This window comes from Bacillus sp. FSL K6-0993, assembly GCF_037977205.1.
In the GTDB taxonomy this organism is placed as follows: Bacteria; Bacillota; Bacilli; order Bacillales; family Bacillaceae; genus Bacillus; species Bacillus subtilis.
The window spans coordinates 1,697,962-1,716,892 of record NZ_CP150275.1 but is presented as its reverse complement, the minus strand read 5'-3'; the positions used below and the strand labels follow the sequence as shown (position 1 = coordinate 1,716,892).

At 42.9% G+C, this 18,931-nt stretch carries 16 protein-coding genes; all 16 read right to left on the bottom strand.

The annotated features are described in order from the left end of the window. Positions 1-56: 56 nt before the first annotated feature. The 16 genes from MHH79_RS08975 to proS all read right to left on the bottom strand — a co-directional run bounded on the left by MHH79_RS08975 (position 57) and on the right by proS (position 18,899). Entirely contained in the window at positions 57-314 is a 258-nt protein-coding gene (locus MHH79_RS08975; RefSeq protein ID WP_003231890.1) for a YlmC/YmxH family sporulation protein, read from the bottom strand. 77 nt (positions 315-391) lie between these two features. Next, positions 392-1,621 carry a pitrilysin family protein gene (locus MHH79_RS08970; protein WP_003245717.1) on the bottom strand — a complete coding sequence of 410 codons (1,230 nt, stop codon included), beginning with the start codon at positions 1,619-1,621 and terminating at the stop codon, positions 392-394. A gap of 39 nt (positions 1,622-1,660) precedes the next feature. After that, positions 1,661-2,620 (bottom strand): polysaccharide deacetylase family protein, encoded by a 960-nt coding sequence (locus MHH79_RS08965; RefSeq protein ID WP_100506570.1) that lies wholly within the window; start codon positions 2,618-2,620, stop codon positions 1,661-1,663. A 117-nt stretch (positions 2,621-2,737) separates the two neighbouring features. Beyond that, positions 2,738-4,855, bottom strand: a complete 2,118-nt coding sequence (gene pnp / locus MHH79_RS08960) for a polyribonucleotide nucleotidyltransferase (protein ID WP_251217915.1) — start codon at positions 4,853-4,855, stop codon at positions 2,738-2,740. 172 nt (positions 4,856-5,027) lie between these two features. After that, positions 5,028-5,297, bottom strand: coding sequence for a 30S ribosomal protein S15 (rpsO, locus tag MHH79_RS08955; RefSeq protein ID WP_003220957.1), 270 nt, complete (start codon positions 5,295-5,297; stop codon positions 5,028-5,030). Positions 5,298-5,453: 156 nt separating this feature from the next. Beyond that, positions 5,454-6,404: a bifunctional riboflavin kinase/FAD synthetase gene (gene ribF / locus MHH79_RS08950; protein WP_047182619.1), complete on the bottom strand. Its 951-nt coding sequence runs from the start codon at positions 6,402-6,404 to the stop codon at positions 5,454-5,456. A gap of 18 nt (positions 6,405-6,422) precedes the next feature. Continuing rightward, complete coding sequence (gene truB / locus MHH79_RS08945) at positions 6,423-7,352, bottom strand: tRNA pseudouridine(55) synthase TruB (RefSeq protein WP_251217914.1); 930 nt, start codon at positions 7,350-7,352, stop codon at positions 6,423-6,425. 75 nt (positions 7,353-7,427) lie between these two features. Beyond that, positions 7,428-7,781 carry a 30S ribosome-binding factor RbfA gene (gene rbfA / locus MHH79_RS08940; RefSeq protein WP_009967251.1) on the bottom strand — a complete coding sequence of 118 codons (354 nt, stop codon included), beginning with the start codon at positions 7,779-7,781 and terminating at the stop codon, positions 7,428-7,430. Between the two features lie 16 nt (positions 7,782-7,797). Beyond that, positions 7,798-8,076, bottom strand: a complete 279-nt coding sequence (locus tag MHH79_RS08935) for a DUF503 domain-containing protein (protein ID WP_003231905.1) — start codon at positions 8,074-8,076, stop codon at positions 7,798-7,800. Further along, positions 8,073-10,220: a translation initiation factor IF-2 gene (infB, locus tag MHH79_RS08930; protein WP_047182617.1), complete on the bottom strand. Its 2,148-nt coding sequence runs from the start codon at positions 10,218-10,220 to the stop codon at positions 8,073-8,075. Before infB ends, MHH79_RS08935 begins: the two co-directional genes overlap by 4 nt. A gap of 19 nt (positions 10,221-10,239) precedes the next feature. Beyond that, positions 10,240-10,542, bottom strand: a complete 303-nt coding sequence (locus MHH79_RS08925; protein ID WP_003220946.1) for a YlxQ family RNA-binding protein — start codon at positions 10,540-10,542, stop codon at positions 10,240-10,242. Position 10,543: 1 nt separating this feature from the next. Then, positions 10,544-10,819 (bottom strand): glucose-induced regulator RulR, encoded by a 276-nt coding sequence (gene rulR, locus MHH79_RS08920; RefSeq protein WP_009967250.1) that lies wholly within the window; start codon positions 10,817-10,819, stop codon positions 10,544-10,546. A 13-nt stretch (positions 10,820-10,832) separates the two neighbouring features. After that, entirely contained in the window at positions 10,833-11,948 is a 1,116-nt protein-coding gene (gene nusA, locus MHH79_RS08915; RefSeq protein ID WP_003231912.1) for a transcription termination factor NusA, read from the bottom strand. 34 nt (positions 11,949-11,982) lie between these two features. Continuing rightward, complete coding sequence (rimP, locus tag MHH79_RS08910) at positions 11,983-12,453, bottom strand: ribosome maturation factor RimP (RefSeq protein ID WP_003231915.1); 471 nt, start codon at positions 12,451-12,453, stop codon at positions 11,983-11,985. 329 nt (positions 12,454-12,782) lie between these two features. Continuing rightward, positions 12,783-17,096 (bottom strand): PolC-type DNA polymerase III, encoded by a 4,314-nt coding sequence (locus MHH79_RS08905; protein WP_340035090.1) that lies wholly within the window; start codon positions 17,094-17,096, stop codon positions 12,783-12,785. Between the two features lie 108 nt (positions 17,097-17,204). Beyond that, positions 17,205-18,899 carry a proline--tRNA ligase gene (gene proS, locus MHH79_RS08900; protein ID WP_100506569.1) on the bottom strand — a complete coding sequence of 565 codons (1,695 nt, stop codon included), beginning with the start codon at positions 18,897-18,899 and terminating at the stop codon, positions 17,205-17,207. Positions 18,900-18,931: the final 32 nt, after the last annotated feature.

Sequence of the window (18,931 nt, the reverse complement as noted above, 5' to 3'; positions counted from 1 at the left end):
GCAGCCGATGTTTCAGATGTTTTCTTTAGAGCCCGCTTCACAGTCAATTGGGCTATTTACTCTTGTCGAGGAGGCATTTCCTCAGGTACATCTAATATAATCATATCTGAACCGATCTTTTGAATATGGTGCCATGGGACACGAATGTCATGACCTTGCTTTCTCAAACCAAACCACTTAACTGTGGGAATGAGGAGTGCTGTAATCTGTCCATCCTGTTCATTGATTTCCAAATCGGTCTGGCCGAGCACTCCGAGCCGTTCAGCTCTTTTGATGTCTACAATTTCCTTTCCTGATAATTCACTGAGCCGCATGTCTGTCACCCCCTTGTACTATGTATGATGAAAGGGATTAAAAAATGCCTGCTCCATTATGGGGCAGGCTTTCCTTTTTAAGACGGCATATTGCCGGAAGGGCTGATAAGTGCTAATGCATAGTCTTCGGTAAACAATTGTCTGGCAAGGCCGTTAACACGCTCTAAGTTCACGGCGTTTAATTCATTGATGATTTCATCTAATGTTTTATGTTTGCCGAGCAGCAGTTCATTTTTTCCGTTTCGGCTCATTTTGCTGTTTGTGCTTTCTAAGCTCAGCATTAAGCTTCCCTTCATTTGCTCTTTGCTGTTTTCCAGTTCTTTCGAGGTAATGCCGTCACGTTTTAATGTGGCAAGGGTTTCTTGAATTGTTTCCGACAGTTGCTGAAGCTGATTTGCACCCGTTCCGCCGTAAATAGTGAGCATTCCGCTGTCCTCATATGAGCTGTGATAGCTGTAAACAGAATAAGCAAGTCCTTTATCTTCACGCACATCTTGGAACAGCCGGCTGCTCATGCTGCCTCCGAGCACATTGTTGAGGACGATTAAATCATAAATACGTTCATGGCCAACCTCTAAGCCTTTAAATCCAAGGCACAAATGAGCCTGCTCTGTTTCTTTTTTTCTCGTCAGTTTTTCCGTGTGGAACTCAGGCTTCTCAAGGCCTGTCGCTTTGCCTTTCGCCTCGTATGACCCGAACCATTTTTCTACATCTTTGATAAAACTGTCAGATATATTGCCCGCTACCGAAATCACCACTCGGTCCGGCGTATAATAATCATGCATGTATTGTCTGAGAGAGTCACCGTTAAAGGAAGCAAGCGTTTCTTCCGTGCCTAGAATTGGGTAGCCTAAAGAATGATTGCCGTAAGTGGCTTTGCTCAATAAATCATGTACAATGTCGTCCGGCGCATCTTCGTACATTTTAATTTCTTCATATACTACATTTTTCTCTTTTTTCAGCTCGTTTTCATCAAACGTTGAATGAAAGAACATATCTGCTAATACGTCCAGCGCGTAATTCGCATGCTCGTCAAGCACCTTTGCATAGTAGCAGGTATATTCCTTTGAAGTAAACGCATTGACCTGGCCGCCAATACGATCAAAAGATTCTGCTATCTCGCGTGCAGATTTTGTGCTCGTCCCTTTAAAGAACATGTGCTCTAAAAAGTGAGAAATTCCGTTTATCTCCGGCGTTTCATGTCTCGAACCTGTGCCGATCCATACGCCGATCGCAACAGAACGGACTGTCGGATTATTTTCCAGCACAATTCTTACACCATTTTGACACGTATATCGTTTAATCAAATTTGTTCCTCCTATTCAAAGACAAGCTGCCTTCATCTGTTACTTCAATAGTCTTGTTTCATCCATTAGTTCAGTGACTGTTCCAAGCGCATATCCTTTGTCTTTTATCTGTGTAATCAGCGCTTCAAGACTTTCCGCCGTAGGGTCAGTCGGATGCATTAAAATCATGGCACCATTATGTATCTTGCTTAACACTCTCGTCTGAAGTACAGACGGAGCCGGCTTTTGCCAATCGATTGTATCAACTGTCCACATGACTGTTCCCATCTGTTTCTCTGCTGCAATGTCGATAACCGCTTTTCTGAAACTTCCGCTTGGCGGAGCGAACCACTTTGGCTTAACGCCGATCGTTTGTTCTATTTGTTCATTAGTCTTGTCGAGCTGCTCGGAAATTCTTCCTGTAGTCAGTTTGCTCATATCCGGATGATTGTATGAATGATTTCCGATTTCATGTCCGTCTTTTGCAATCTTCTTAGCGAGCTGTACATTGTTTTTCACCCAATTGCCTTCTAAAAAGAACGTAGCTTTAACCTGGTGCTTTTGCAGAATAGGAAGCATTTTTTCCAAATACTCATTTCCCCATGCCACATTGATTAAAAAAGCCACCATCGGTTTGTCAGGATTTCCTTTATAAATAGGCTCAGGCTGAAGTGACTCAAGATGAACACTTGGTTTTACTTGACTGTACACCAAATCTTTTTCCCGAAACTCACCATGCTGTTTCATTTTTTTATATGATTGTTCAATATTGACCTTTAATCCATTATAGCCTGGAATGCTTCTCCACACTTTATCAATTCTTGCATTCTGGGGCTTAACTTCATACTCCGGCGCTTTTTGAAGCAATTCTTCATATAACGGATCTTTTGACGCCGTGACAGTCACCGTATCTTTTTTCATTGCCCCTATATAATCAAGTGCATGCGGATTTTCCATCATCTCAAATGAGACAAAAAAAAGAAATAAAAAAACGGCAAACGGTACAAATTTTTTGTACATGTTCTGTCCCCCCCTCACCTCACATTATGAAGGAGAAGGACAAGGTAGAACCCGCCTGCTTTTGAAAAGCTTCAAAATAAAGAAGCCGGGTCTCCCAGGCTCCTTTTATGTTTTCATTTAAGATTGTTGTTCTTCTTTTTCTTTCTCTTCACGGAGCACCGCTTTGCGGGATAAATTCACTCGTCCTTGTTTATCAATTTCAGTGACTTTGACAAGAATCTCGTCTCCGATTTTTACAACATCTTCAACTTTCCCTACGCGTTCAAGCGCAAGCTCTGAAATGTGCACCAAACCGTCTTTTCCGCTGAAAATTTCAACGAAAGCCCCGAATTTTTCAATCCGTTTCACTTTACCTAGGTAAAGTTGGCCGACTTCAACCTCTCTAACAAGGTCTTCGATGATTTTTTTCGCTTTTTGGTTGCCGCTTTCATCTGTAGAGGAAATAAAGATTGTGCCGTCCTGCTCAATATCAATTTTAACACCGGTTTCTTCGATGATCTTATTGATTTGTTTTCCGCTTGGTCCGATGACATCGCGGATTTTATCAGGATTAATGGTCATTGTTAAGATCTTAGGCGCATATCGAGAAAGCTCTTTTCTTGATTCGCTTAATGTTGCAAGCATGCTGTTGAGGATTTCCATTCTGCCCTTTTTCGCCTGCTGAAGCGCTTCTTCAAGAATCTCTCTGGAAAGGCCTTCAATTTTAATGTCCATTTGCAGGGCCGTTACGCCTTTTTCAGTTCCCGCTACTTTAAAGTCCATATCCCCGAGCGCGTCTTCCATGCCTTGGATGTCAGTCAAGACAGTGTAATGTTCGCCTGATTTGACAAGACCCATCGCAATACCAGCAACTGGCGCTTTAATCGGTACACCGGCATCCATCATTGCAAGTGTGCTTGCGCAAATGCTTGCTTGAGATGTAGAACCGTTTGATTCAAGCACTTCTGAAACAAGACGGACAGTATAAGGGAAGTCTTTTTCAGACGGAATAACTGGCTCAAGCGCACGCTCACCCAGTGCTCCGTGTCCGATTTCACGACGTCCCGGTCCGCGCATCGGTCCTGTTTCCCCAACGCTGAATTGCGGGAAGTTGTAATGATGCATAAACCGTTTCGACTCTTCGACACCTAAGCCGTCAAGGATTTGCACATCTCCCAGAGCACCTAGCGTACATACGCTGAGGGCCTGAGTTTGTCCCCTTGTAAATAGGCCTGAACCGTGCGTTCTTGGCAAGAGGCCAACCTCTGAAGAGAGCGGGCGGATTTGATCGACACCGCGGCCGTCCGGTCTTACTTTCTCTTCAGTAATCAGGCGGCGAACTTCATTTTTCACCAGCTTGGATAAAGTCTGCTTTACTTGCTTGATTGTGTCTTCATCATGTTCTTCATCCTCGAATTTTGCCACAACTGCGTTCTTCACTTCGTTAATGGCATCTTCACGGGCATGCTTTTCATGAACTTGGATGGCTTTCAGCAGATCCTCTTCTGCCAAAGCTTTTACTTTTTCATTAAGCTCTTCATCAATTTCAAAGAGCTTAATTTCAGATTTCTCTTTGCCGACTGCTGCAACAATTTCTTCTTGGAATGCAATCAGGCGTTTAATCTCTTCATGGCCAAACATAATGGCTTCAAGCATGATTTCCTCAGGAACTTCGTCCGCTCCCGCTTCTACCATGTTAATCGCATCTTTCGTGCCGGCAACGACAAGATTGATGTCGCTTTTTTCAAGCTGATCGACTGTCGGGTTAATGATAAATTGATCATCAATGCGTCCGACAGTAACCCCTGCAATCGGTCCTTCAAACGGAATATCCGATACAGAAAGTGCAAGTGATGAACCGAACATGGCAGCCATTTCTGAAGAGCAGTTTTGGTCAACACTCATGACAATGCTGATGACTTGAACTTCATTACGGAATCCATCGGCAAACAAAGGACGAATCGGACGGTCAATTAAACGGCTGGCAAGAACCGCTTTTTCACTTGGACGTCCTTCTCTTTTAATAAATCCGCCCGGAATTTTCCCTACCGCATATAATCTTTCTTCATAGTTTACAGTAAGAGGGAAGAAATCAAGCGGTTTAGGTTCTTTTGAAGCGGTTGCTGTACTAAGTACTGCTGTATCACCGTAGCGGATCATCACAGCACCATTTGCCTGTTTGGCAAGCTGGCCGGTCTCAACAGTAAGCGTTCTTCCGGCCCAATCTATGGTAAAGACATGTTTTTCTTGTCCCATACAATTACGAACTCCTCTCTTCGTTGTGTGAAATAATCAATTACTCCTATTATGAACGAAATGAATTGAACATATCAATGTCAAAGTAGTATGTAAAAGGATTTCAATGATTTGTTATAAGAAATTTCGCTTTAATACGATAAAAAAGCGGGAATCCTCCCGCTTTTTACGATTATCGACGTAAGCCTAGTTTGTTAATTAACTCACGGTAACGAGTTACGTCTTTATTACGCAGATACGTAAGAAGATTACGACGCTTACCTACCATTTTAAGAAGACCGCGACGTGAGTGGTGGTCTTTCTTGTGAGTACGTAAATGCTCGTTCAAGTTGTTAATTGAGTCAGTTAGGATAGCGATCTGAACTTCTGGAGATCCAGTATCAGATTCGTGTGTTTTGAACTCATTGATGAGTTGGTTTTTACGCTCTTGAGTAATTGCCATCCTGTTTCACCTCCAAATCATATTTAGCCCCAGTTACCTAGCAACCGTCGGTGACTTCGGATTGCCAAGCAATGGTTTTAAGACTACGAAAACTATCATACTAAAAATCGCGCCTATATGCAAATATTTTAGAATAAAATTTGTGTGCGTTGCAAGTTATTTCCGCAAATTGCTGAAATAACGGATGGCTTCCTGCTTATCTTTCTCAATTTGCTCAGTTAATTCTTTGATGCCATTGAATTTCCGCTCGCTCCGAATCCGTTTATACCATTCGATTTTTATAGCGGCTCCATATACCTCCTGATCGAAATCAAACAGATTGACCTCGATGGAAGGCTGCTCAGGGCGCTTTTCATAAAACGTCGGCTTATAGCCGATATTGCAAACGCCATTGTAAACTTCGCCGTTCACTTCCGCTTTTACGGCATATACACCTGTGGGCGGAACGATATAGCTGTTATTTAAACCGACATTTGCTGTCGGAAACCCGATGGTCCGTCCTCTTTTATCACCATGAATGACAATTCCTTTAATAAAATAAGGCTGTCCAAGCAAGACATTCGCCAATTCAACATCTCCGTTTTGAAGCGCGGTACGGATATACGAAGAACTGATTTTTTTATCTTGCTCCGTCAATTTTTCTACCATTGTGCACCCAGCTTTTCCGTCTAAATCATCCGGCATGGTCTCCATTGTTCCCTTGCCGTATTTGCCGTACGTAAAGTCAAAGCCTGCCACTGCATGCTGCACATTAAGGCCGATAATATACTGGTCTATAAACTGCTTAGGAGAAAGAGAAGCAAACACTTCATTAAATTTAACGACATACAGAACTTCTGTGCCTAATTGTTCAATTTGGTTTATTTTGTCTTCAAGAGGCGTAATCAGATCCTTTGGTTCCTTATCTCTGCCCAACACGTGAGAAGGATGGGGATGAAAGGTCATCACAGCTAATGTCAGGCCTTTTTCTTCGGCTATTTGCTTCGCTGTACCGATTACCTTTTGATGCCCGAGATGAACGCCGTCAAAATAACCTAACGCCATCACTGATTTTGCCTGCTCCTCTTTTATTAAATGATGAGGATGTGTCATATGTATCGTCTTCACAGAACGGTCACCTTTTTTCTATTGTTCGCTTTTTTGCATCAATACTTTTGCCGGCTTTAACAGCCCTTTTTTTGCAGGATGAGGGAAATAGATCGCCAAGCAGGTTCCGGATTCAGTAAAGACGGCAATACGGTCTTCACTTGTCATTTCAGAAAACTGCTCGGGCGTCTCAAGCAAAGCCCCATTTTCTACTTTCTTAGCTAATGTATCACTTATGATCCATTTCGGCAAATGATTGAGCGCACGTTCAATAGGAACTGTATGCTCTTCCACGGTTCCGGATTGGGCCTGTGCTTCGAGCTCATCAAAAGTAAAGCATTCGTCGAGAGAAAAATCTCCGGATGCCGTACGGATTAAATGAGACATATGAGCCGGATATCCGAGCTTTTCTCCGATCATGACCGCCAGCGTCCTTACATAGGTCCCTTTGGAGCAAGTCACTGTAAACCGGAAGCTTGCGGTTTCTCCATGATGTTTAATCTCTGTCGTCAGGGCAATGTCTTCAATGGTTATCATACGTTTCGGACGTTCTACTTCAATCCCTGCTCTTGCGTATTCGTATAATTTTTTGCCGTTTACTTTTACAGCGGAATACATGGGCGGAATTTGTTCTTGTTTCCCCTTTAAACTGTTTAAAACCTTTTCTACATCCGCTTTTTCAATGTCGTGATTGACAGGCTTTGTTTCCACCGTTTCTCCGGTTTGATCCTCTGTTGTGGTTGAAAAGCCAAGCGTTATTTCTGCATCATACGTTTTAGATTTTTCAGTTAAGTATTCGACTATTTTTGTCGCTCTTCCTACACAAATCGGAAGCACGCCTGACACTTCCGGATCGAGCGTTCCTGTATGTCCTACTTTTTTTGTTTTTAACAGCTTTCGGATCTTCATGACACAGTCGTGCGATGTCATGCCAACAGGTTTATGTAAAAGGAGAACTCCGTTAACCATTTGCCTTTCACTCCTTCTGTTTTTTCTTTTAAACGAAGAAAGAGGACAGACGATATACGCCTATCCTCTCATTTTTTATTCAGATGGTTTCTCTGAATGTAATTCGTGAATCAGTGTTTCGATCCGATTTCCGTAATCGATTGATTCATCGAACTCAAATTCAATTTCAGGCGTTTTTCGAAGTCTGATGCGGCTGCCGATTTCGGATCGGATAAATCCTTTCGCTTTTGCCAGCCCTTTCAGCGCTTCTTCCCGTTTTTTCTCGTCACCGAGAACCGAGATATACACCTTTGCAATTTGCAAATCACCTGATACACGTACATCCGTTACTGTCAGAAAACCAATTCTCGGGTCTTTCAGCTTGCGGCTGATAATATCACCGAGTTCTTTTTTCATTTGCTCGCCGACACGGTTTGCTCTCATACTCAATTCAATCACCTCTAAGTTAAAACCACTCTGTCCTAGTGATCGTCCGTTCAATTTCAGGAAAAGAATCGATAAACGCTAGGACGCGCTGCAGTTCTTTTTCTGTTTGAACGCGAGAGGAAGAAACAGCGGCGATTCCGAAGCTGGTTCTTTGCCAGGTGTCCTGATAGCCAATCTCCGAAATCGAAACATTGAACTTGTTTTGAACCCTGGTTAAAACCCGCTTCAGAACGGCACGCTTTTCTTTTAGCGATCCTGCATCATAAATGATGCATTCACACTCCGCAAATCCGATCACGTTCTTTCAATTTCTTGCATGACAAACGCTTCAAGGATGTCACCTTCACGAATGTCATTGTATTTCTTAATTGTAATACCACATTCATAGCCTTGTGAAACTTCTTTCACATCGTCTTTAAAGCGTTTCAGAACATCTACTTCGCCTTCAAAGATGACGACGCCGTCACGAATTAAACGGAGGCCGCTGTCGCGCGTAATGGTTCCTTCAGTAACATATCCGCCGGCAATTGTACCGATTTTAGATACTTTGAATGTTTGGCGTACTTCTACTTGACCAATTACTTTTTCTTCATATTCAGGATCAAGCATACCTTTCATGGCAGCTTCAATCTCGTCGATTACTTTGTAAATGATACGGTGAAGTCGAATATCTACATTTTCAGCTTCAGCCGTACTCTTAGCATTTCCGTCCGGTCTCACATTAAACCCGATAACAATTGCATTGGAAGCAGATGCCAAGATAATGTCTGATTCAGTAATCGCACCAACGCCTGTATGGATGATTTTCACTTTAACGCCTTCTACTTCAATTTTTTGAAGTGCAGCCGTTAATGCTTCAGCAGATCCTTGAACGTCAGCTTTTACGATGAGGTTGATGTCTTTTACATCACCTTGCTTAATTTGCTCGAATAAGTCATCAAGACTGAGCTTCGCTTTATCGCTGCGCTGCTCTTCAAGCTGTTTCGAAGCACGGGCTTCACCGACAGAACGAGCTGTTTTTTCATCCTTAAAGACAAGGAATTGGTCTCCCGCTTGAGGGACATCATTCAAACCGGTAATTTCAACCGGAGTTGACGGGCCGGCAGTTTTCACACGGCGGCCAATGTCGTTGACCATTGCACGGACACGGCCAAATGTATTGCCGACTACGATCGGATCACCGACATGCAGTGTTCCAGTCTGTACGAGCAACGTCGCAACTGACCCTCTGCCTTTATCGAGTTCAGCTTCAATAACCGTTCCTTTTGCCTGACGGTTCGGATTCGCTTTCAGTTCCTCTACCTCACTGACAAGCAAAATCATTTCAACGAGCTCATCAATGCCTTTTCCAGTTAAAGCAGAAAGCGGCACAAAAATGGTTTCTCCGCCCCAAGCTTCAGGGACAAGTCCGTATTCCGTCAGTTCTTGCATCACACGGTCAGGGTTTGCGGATTCTTTATCTATTTTATTCACAGCTACGATGATTGGAACCTCTGCTGCTTTTGCATGGTTAATCGCTTCAACTGTTTGCGGCATGACACCGTCATCGGCAGCTACGACAAGAATCGTAATATCAGTTACTTCTGCACCGCGTGCACGCATTGTTGTAAATGCGGCGTGGCCCGGTGTATCCAAGAACGTGATTTTCTTGCCGTTCTCTTCAATTTGATAAGCGCCGATATGCTGAGTGATTCCGCCTGCTTCTCCTTCAACAACCTTTGTTTTACGGATGCTGTCAAGAAGCGTTGTTTTCCCATGGTCAACGTGGCCCATGATTGTCACGACAGGAGGACGAATTTCAAGATCCTCTTCATTATCAGGCTCTTCGTATTTTTCCAGCTCTGTTTCTTCAAGCACAATGACCTCTTCTGTTTCAACACCATATTCTGATGCAATGAGTTCGATTGTGTCTTTATCAAGCTCTTGGTTAATGGTTGCCATTACGCCAAGAAGCATCAGCTTTTTAATGATTTCTGAAGGCTCTTTGCCAAGCTCTTCAGCAAGTGCGCCAACTGTTAAAGTGCCAGAGAATGTAATTTTCTCAGGAAGCTCTTTTTTCGGCTTTACAGGCTTTTGCTGATGTTGGTTTTTATTGTTGTTGTTGCGTTTATTTTTTTTGTTGTTGTTATTCTTCTTGTTTTTGTTAAATTGATTATTCTGCACGTCATTCTTCTTTCCGTCTCGAATTTTATTTGGTTGATTTCCAGCTGATTGCTGATTAACCCCTTGTGGCTGTTTGTTTTTGTTCGTTTCTGCTGGCTTTTGAGATTTAGCAGCTGCGCCGCCTTTTTTATATTTGGCATCAAGCTTTTTAATGGCCTTTTCTTCAAGCATGGCCATGTGATTATTCACTTCTAAATCCATGTTCTTCAGTGCGGTCAAAATTTCCTTACTTGAAACATTTAACGCTTTTGCATATTCGTATACTCTCATTTTAGCCATTCGTTCACCCCCAAAAATATTAATCGAGCAAGCTGATCAGCTTATTCGCAAAACCTTGGTCAGTGACGGCGACAACGACACGGGCTTCTTTACCGATAGAGCGTCCAAGAACCGCGCGACTCTCGACTTTTTTATAAGGGACTTTATAATAATTGCACTTGTCAGTTACTTTTTTTGCTGTGTTAGATGATGCATCCTCTGTAAGCAGGACAAGCTTTGCACGCGCATTCCTGATTTCTTTTATTACCAAGTCTTCGCCTGACACGACCTTACGAGCTCGATTGGCCAGACCCAGCAAGGGAAACCATTCCATTCCAGACATTTTATTTTTTCACCTTTTCCGCCAGTTCCAGCAATTCATCGAAAATCTGGTCATCGATTTGTGATTGAAATTGATTTTGCAAAGTGTTTTTCTTTTTTGCTGCTAAGATGCACTCTTTATCCAGCGTTAAATAAGCACCCCGCCCATTCTTTTTTCCGGTCGGGTCTACTGAGATTTCGCCTTCTTTCGACCGTACAACTCGGATCAGTTCCTTTTTAGGCTTCATTTCACCAGTCACTACACATTTGCGTAATGGGATCTTTTTGTGTTTATTCACCTAAAGTCACCTCTTATTCATCCGATTCAGCAGTTTCAGGCTCCGTAAAGAGCGGCTCATCATCTTCTTCAAGTTCTCTCGGATAGATTCCAAGTTCTCTTGCGTCCGTTTCGCTCTTAATATCAATCTTCCAGCCTGTCAGTTTAGCAGCTAAGCGTGCGTTTTGTCCTCTTTTGCCAATTGCCAGAGACAGCTGGTAATCAGGAACAATAACAGTTGTCGCTTTTTCTTCTTCATTAACGATGACATCAAGCACTTTGGAAGGGCTGAGCGCATTCGCGACAAATTCTACAGGATCACTGGACCAGTTGACAATGTCAATTTTTTCACCTTTTAATTCATTGACGATTGCTTGCACACGCTGGCCTTTAGGCCCTACGCATGAACCGACAGGATCCACGTCAGGATCATCTGTGCGAACAGAAATTTTCGAACGGTCGCCGGCTTCTCTGGCAACAGATTTTAGCTCGACAGTTCCATCATAAATTTCAGGCACTTCAATTTCAAACAAACGCTTTAACAGGCCTGGATGTGTTCTTGACACATAAATCTGCGGGCCCTTCGTTGTTTTTTCTACTTTTGTGATATATACCTTAATGCGGTCATGGGGCTTGTAGCTTTCATTCGGCATTTGCTCATTAACCGGCAGCAAGGCTTCTATTTTGCCTAAAGACACGTAGATAAATTTATTGTCCAGACGCTGGACGATCCCTGTCATGATGTCTTCTTCACGGTCGATGAATTCAGAATAAATCACACCGCGCTCAGCTTCGCGCACACGCTGTGTGACGACCTGCTTTGCTGTTTGAGCAGCTATGCGCCCGAAATCCTTAGGTGTAACTTCGATTTCGACGACATCGCCGACCATATATTCCGGATGGATGCCCTGCGCCTCTTCAATTGAGATCTCTAATCTCTGGTCGTACACTTCGTCAACGACATCTTTTCTTGCAAATACACGGATGGAGCCAGTTTCACGGTTTAGATCCACCCGTACATTTTGCGCTTGATTAAAATTCCGCTTATAAGCAGAAATTAACGCAGCTTCGATTGCTTCGATGATAATTTCTTTACTGATGCCTTTTTCTTTTTCAAGAATCGTGAGAGCATCTAATAATTCACTGCTCATTTAACGGTCTCCCCCCTTAAAACATTTGTATTCATTAGAATGTAACAGCTAATCTTGCATTAGCTATCTTTTCATACGGAATATTGATCCGTTTCTTTCTTGTTTTGATCGTGATCTCAACTGTCACTGTTTGTCCATCAAATTCAGCCAGTTCACCTTCAAACACTTTTACGCCGTCAATAGGCTCATACGTCTTAATGTATACGTTTTTTCCTAGTGATTTTTCGAAATCGGCTTTTTTCTTTAGCGGACGCTCAGCTCCTGGAGATGAAACTTCAAGAAAGTAATTTTGGCTGATTGGGTCTGCCTCATCAAGCTTTTCGCTTAAAGCTTCGCTTACTTTGGCACATTCCTCAATATCCACACCGTCATCGGAATCAATAAACACGCGAAGGAACCAGCTTTGGCCCTCTTTGACAAATTCAATGTCAACGAGTTCCAGCTGAAGGCTGTCTACGATTGGCTGAGCCATTTCTTGAACGGTGTCAGTCACTTTTTTGCTCATGTTCTTCCTCCTTGTGCTGTCGATCTCATATTCGTCTCGTCACTCTGCATAAAAACCCTGCTTCAAAAGAGCAGGGGCTAAAAAGTAAACGATGAACATGTCGAGACAAAATTCTCCTGTTCAATACAAAAGAGCGGGTTTCCCCACTCTTTGCCTCGGTAATCGTTAGCATTTCCAATAAAACTATACCATAACCATATTTTTATTGCAAATGGATATACGCTTACCTTCATACCTAAGCAAGTGACAGAAACTCTAATATTACGATGGCACTTTTTGCGCTTATGTATGCATAGAAGCAGAATTTCTGAGAAATTCTGCTTTCCATATTAGAACAGTGACAATTGGTTTTGATCAGGCAGTGATTCCAGACAGCCATGGCGATCTAAATACTCTAAAATCGTTTTTGATACTTTCCCTCTCTTTTGCAAATCTTCTTTTGAGAGGAATTCGCCTTCTTCGCGAGCTTTTACAATGTTCAAAGCAGCGTTCGTCCCTAACCCAGGGATAGAGTTAAACGGCGGAATTAGACTGTTGCCGTCAATAATAAACTCTGTGGCGCTGGAGCGATATAAATCGACTTTTTGGAATGAATAGCCTCTCTCACACATCTCAAGCGCTAATTCTAAAACAGTCAGAAGGTTCTTTTCCTTCGGTGAAGCGTCAAGTCCTTTAGCGTTTATATCCTCCATTACCGCTCTGATTGCTGTAGAGCCCTTGATCATTGTATCGATATCAAAGTCATCTGCACGAACGGTAAAATAAGCCGCATAATACAAAAGAGCATGATGCACTTTAAAGTAAGCAATGCGGACTGCCATTAAGACATATGCCGCGGCGTGGGCTTTCGGGAACATGTATTTAATCTTTTTACAAGAATCAATATACCAGTCTGGGACATTGTTATTTTTCATTTCTTCTTCCCATTCAGGCGTTAATCCTTTTCCTTTACGCACGAATTCCATGATTTTAAAGGCAAGGGACGGCTCAAGGCCTTGATAGATTAAATAAACCATAATGTCATCACGGCAGCCGATAACCTCACTCAGCTCACAAATATTATTGTGGATGAGCTCCTGTGCATTGCCAAGCCATACATCAGTTCCGTGAGACAAGCCTGAAATCTGAACGAGCTCAGAAAAAGTGGTCGGCTTTGTATCTTCAAGCATCTGCCGGACAAATCGGGTTCCGAATTCAGGAATTCCAAGAGTGCCCGTTTTACAGCCAATCTGTTCTTCAGTCACACCGAGTGATTCGGTTCCCTGGAAGATCTTCATCACTTCAGGATCATCCGTCGGAATTGTTTTCGGATCTATTCCGCTTAAGTCTTGAAGCATCCGAATAACAGTCGGGTCATCGTGTCCGAGAATATCAAGTTTTAACAGGTTGTCATGGATGGAGTGGAAATCAAAATGAGTCGTTTTCCACTCTGAACCTGTGGCATCTGCCGGGAACTGGATCGGTGAAAAATCATAAATATCCATATAATCCGGAACTACGATAATACCGCCAGGGTGCTGTCCAGTTGTACGTTTTACACCCGTGCATCCCTGCACGAGCCGATCTATTTCGGCACCGCGCATATGAAGATTGTTGTCTCCGGCATAGCCTTTTACATAACCGTAGGCTGTTTTTTCTGCCACCGTGCCTATTGTTCCCGCACGATATACATTGTCTTCTCCGAACAATACTTTTGTGTAATTGTGTGCTTGCGGCTGATATTCCCCTGAGAAGTTCAAATCGATATCAGGTACTTTGTCCCCTTTAAATCCTAAGAACGTTTCAAATGGAATATCATGGCCGTCTTTTTTCAAAGGCGTTCCGCAATGAGGGCATGTCTTGTCAGGCAGGTCAAAACCGGAACCGACAGAACCGTCATTAAAGAACTCAGAATGCTGGCACTCAGGACAAACATAGTGCGGCGGCAGCGGGTTTACCTCAGTAATCTCAGTAAGTGTCGCAACTAATGAAGATCCTACGGAACCACGGGAACCAACGAGATACCCGTCATCTAGTGAACGTTTTACAAGTTTGTGAGAGATCAAGTAAATAACAGCAAATCCGTGGCCAATAATACTCTTTAACTCTTTTTCAATCCGCGCTTCGACAATTTCAGGCAGCTCTTCCCCGTAAATGCTTCTTGCACGCTGATAGCTCATTTCTCTGATCTCTTCATCAGCGCCTTCGATTTTCGGCGTATATAAATCATCTTTAATCGGCTTGATGTCATCAACTAAAGAAGCAACCTTTTGGGTATTGGTGACTACGATCTCCTTCGCTTTTTCTTCACCTAAGAAAGAAAAAGCTTCAAGCATTTCGTCTGTCGTTCTGAAATGCACTTTCGGCAGTTCATGCCTGTTCAGCGGATTTGCCCCGCCTTGTGAGGATATTAAAATCTTTCTGTAGATTTTATCCTCATCATTCAAGTAATGAACATTTCCCGTAGCAACAACCGGTTTATTAAGCTTTTCCCCCAGCTTCGTGATATTCGCAATAATTTCTTTCAGCGCTTTTTCATCACGGACCAGTTCAAGCTCCAGCAAGTGACGATACACTTCAGGCGGCTGAACCTCAAGGTAATCATAGAATGACGCGATATCTTCCACCTCTTCAGGCGATTTTTGCATCATTCCCTCAAAAACCTCTCCCCTGTCACAGGCAGAACCGATCAGAAGCCCTTCCCTGTATTTTTCAAGCTGAGATCTTGGAATACGCGGCACTCTGTAAAAATAATGAATATGAGAAAGTGACACAAGCTTAAATAAATTTTTAAGTCCCGTGCTGTTCACGGCAAGTAATGTTGCATGATACGGTCTTGATCTTTGATAAGCATTGGACTGACCCATATTTTCATTCAACTCATCATGGTACTGAATGCCTTTTTCAGTTGCGTCTTTCAGCATTTTCAGAAGCAAATAAGCGGTTGCCTCAGTATCATAGATCGCACGATGATGCTGTGTGAGTTCGATATCAAACTTTTTACAAAGTGTGTTCAACCGGTGATTTTTAAATTCCGGATAGAGAAAACGTCCAAGTTCAAGCGTATCAATGACTGGGTTTTTAGCTTTATCGACTTCAAGAAGCTTTTTATAGGCTACATTTAAGAATCCCATATCAAAGCTTGCATTATGAGCGACAAGGATATCATCGCCAATCCATTCTCTGAAATCTCTTATTACATCTACGACATCCGGAGCGTCTTGTAGCATATCATCAGTGATCCCTGTCAGCTCTATGATTGTGGCGGAAAGCGGACGATGCGGGTTCGCAAACGCCTCAAATTTATCAATAATTTCTCCGCCTTTTACTTTTACTGCAGCCAGCTCAATAATGGTATCGTATACAGCAGACAATCCTGTCGTCTCAACGTCAAAAACAACATATGTTTCTTCTTCGAGCAGACGATGTGCGGCATTATAAGCAATTGGCACGCCATCATCCACGAGATTCGCTTCCATCCCGTAAATCATTTTAATTCCATGCTTTTTGGCCGCAGAATACGCATCAGGGAAGGATTGAACGACAGCATGGTCAGTCAAAGCGATGGCCTCATGTCCCCATTTTTTCGCCTGTTCGACAAGCTTTCCGATACCCGTAACAGCATCCATTTGGCTCATTGGGGAATGAAGATGCAATTCCACTCTTTTTTCTCCTTCAGGTGCTGAATCTTCACGGATTTTTGCTTTTATTTCGTTTACGTCATTTGCGATCATGACAAGGTCTCTGACAAATGTATCATTTTGAATGCTTCCGCGTGCTTTTACCCACATTCCTTTTTTCAGAGACTTCATCAGTGCCGCATCTTCTTTTTCACGTGCAAACATTTTGATCAAAATACTATTTGTATAGTCTGTAATTTTGAAGATACACAGCGTGCGCCCGCTCTTCAGCTCGCGCGTCTCCACATCAAACACATAACCTTGGACCGTGATTCTCCGTTCTTCGTCCATGATGCTGTCAAGTGTCCGGATTTCTTCGTTATCTTTAATTTGATAACCGATAACAAGAGGACCAGATGGTGCTTGGTCTTCATCACTTTCTTTATCTTTCTTCTCCATTTCAATCAAGGCCTGCATAGCCCGCTCTTGGTCTTCTGCAAGCTTTTGCTCCCGAAACTTTTGAACTTCCTGCTCGGATACAAATATTTCAGCATCAAGCTGAAGATCCGGAAAGCCAAATTGACGGTAGCCTGCTTGTATCATGGAACTGTATTTATTCTTTAGCGCAGCCGCTTCTGTATCCGTTTTGGTTTTGACAATCAGTTTATTGCCCTTCAGCTTCGGTTTTTGCTGGTTTAAAAGACTGATAATCGGCGGCGAAATGCCCTGCAGTTCTTCAATGCAGCGTGACCAGTAGTCTTGAACAATACTTTCACTGACCTCGGCATCCTGAACTTCAATTGAAGATGTCACTTTTGCTATGTGGGCAAACGATTGCGTCAGCCTCGTTATTAATGTGTCATATATTTGAAAAGGCAGCAAAGATTTAAATTGAAAATGAAAATGCCAAGACTTAGAAGCTTTGTGAATTGTCAGCTTTTTAATCTCGCCATGTTCAAAGTAGGTCATGAAGGTATCATCTGTCATATTAATCTGCTGCAGAAGAATTTGAAACTGCCTTCTGTTTACTGATAACTGTTCCATTAAGACAGTATCCCTCCCTAAAAACATCATAAGTGAAGGTACCTCAGGCAATGAGGTACCTTCTATTATTTCTATTTTAACATGTTTTTTGATAAATCGTTATGGTGATTACTGCTTGCTGATAAACGCAGATAATTCGTCTACTGAAATCTCAGTTGACTCACCTGTTTGACGAATTTTCACTTCGACAATTCCTTCGTCAGCCCGTTTTCCGACAGTGATGCGGATTGGAAGGCCGATTAGATCTGAATCAGCGAATTTTACGCCGGCACGCTCAGCACGGTCGTCATAGAGCACTTCATAGCCTTCCGCTTTTAAATCGGCATACAGCTTTTCAGCAAGCTCTCTTTGCCCATCGTTTTTCATGTTCAATGCAAGAATATGAAGATCGTACGGGGCAACGCTTTTTGGCCATATTAATCCTTTTTCGTCGTGATGCTGTTCAGCAATAGCAGAAAGCGTTCTTGACACACCGATACCGTAACAGCCCATCAACATTGGCTGCGCGCGTCCGTTTTCATCTAAATATGTCGCATTCATCGCTTCTGAATAGCGTGTTCCGAGCTTAAAGACTTGTCCGACTTCGATTCCCTCCGCAAAACGGATCGTTCCCTTGCCGTCTGGTGAAGGATCACCTTCTTTAATAAAACGAAGATCAGCAAATTCTTTAATTTGCGCGTCACGATTCACATTGACATTTTTATAATGATGATCTCCTTCATTTGCCCCGGCAACCGCATTAACCATTGCTTTCACAGCTTGATCGGCATATACTTCCACATCCTGATGAATACCGACAGGGCCTACAAAGCCTGGCTCTGTTCCGAACTGCTGAATGACCTCTTCATGTGTGGCAAGCTCTACAACTTCTGCATGAAGCAAGTTTTTCACTTTAATATCGTTAACTTCATGATCCCCTCTTACAAGCACTAAGACAAAACGGTCATCAGCTTTAAACAATACTGACTTAATGCATGCTTCAGCCGAAACCTGCAAGAACGCAGTCAGTTCTTCGATTGTTTTCACGTTAGGCGTATGAACCTTCTCTAGAGCTTTAGGCTCTTCATCTGAAGGAACTTCCTGGTGAAGAACTTCAGCCATCTCGATATTAGCCGCGTACTGTGATTCATCAGAATACGCAATCGTATCCTCTCCGATCGCAGAAAGTGCCATAAATTCGTGCGTATCCTTTCCTCCCATTGCGCCTGAATCAGCGATAACAGGTCTTACATTAATGCCGCAGCGGGCAAAAATATTAGAATAGGCCTCGTACATTTTTTGATACGTTTCATCCAGGCTCTCTGCAGATGCATGGAAAGAGTACGCATCTTTCATAATAAATTCGCGGCCTCTTAACAAACCGAAGCGAGGACGTTTTTCATCTCTGAACTTAGACTGAATTTGATAAAGAGTCAGAGGGAGACGCTTATAAGATTTAACCTCATCGCGAACAAGCGAAGTGATAACCTCTTCATGCGTTGCCCCTAAAGCAAATTCACGGCCATGACGGTCTTTTAGTCTCATCAGTTCGGGACCATACGTATACCATCTGCCTGATTCCTGCCATGTCTCTGCCTGCTGCAATGCGGGCATAAGCATTTCTACGGCATCAATTTTCTCCATTTCCTCTCGAACAATCTGCTGAATGTTTTGAATCACCTTATACGCAAGAGGCATATAGCTGTATACCCCGCTCGTATTCTGTCTGATAAATCCTGCTCTCAGAAGAAGCTGATGACTTTTTGCTTCGGCATCAGCTGGAACTTCACGGAGCGTAGGAATAAGCGTCAAGCTTTGTCTCATTTCTTCGCACCTCTGATTGATTTACTTTTCGT

Bases quoted from the DNA above. Each gene is read 5' to 3' on its own strand.
- nusA (WP_003231912.1), bottom strand. From the start codon at position 11,948: ATGAGCAGTGAATTATTAGATGCTCTCACGATTCTTGAAAAAGAAAAA.
- rimP (WP_003231915.1), bottom strand. From the start codon at position 12,453: ATGAGCAAAAAAGTGACTGACACCGTTCAAGAAATGGCTCAGCCAATC.
- rpsO (WP_003220957.1), bottom strand. From the start codon at position 5,297: ATGGCAATTACTCAAGAGCGTAAAAACCAACTCATCAATGAGTTCAAA.
- infB (WP_047182617.1), bottom strand. From the start codon at position 10,220: ATGGCTAAAATGAGAGTATACGAATATGCAAAAGCGTTAAATGTTTCA.
- MHH79_RS08905 (WP_340035090.1), bottom strand. From the start codon at position 17,096: ATGGAACAGTTATCAGTAAACAGAAGGCAGTTTCAAATTCTTCTGCAG.
- truB (WP_251217914.1), bottom strand. From the start codon at position 7,352: ATGGTTAACGGAGTTCTCCTTTTACATAAACCTGTTGGCATGACATCG.
- MHH79_RS08965 (WP_100506570.1), bottom strand. From the start codon at position 2,620: ATGTACAAAAAATTTGTACCGTTTGCCGTTTTTTTATTTCTTTTTTTT.
- MHH79_RS08925 (WP_003220946.1), bottom strand. From the start codon at position 10,542: ATGTCTGGAATGGAATGGTTTCCCTTGCTGGGTCTGGCCAATCGAGCT.
- pnp (WP_251217915.1), bottom strand. From the start codon at position 4,855: ATGGGACAAGAAAAACATGTCTTTACCATAGATTGGGCCGGAAGAACG.
- MHH79_RS08975 (WP_003231890.1), bottom strand. From the start codon at position 314: ATGCGGCTCAGTGAATTATCAGGAAAGGAAATTGTAGACATCAAAAGA.
- proS (WP_100506569.1), bottom strand. From the start codon at position 18,899: ATGAGACAAAGCTTGACGCTTATTCCTACGCTCCGTGAAGTTCCAGCT.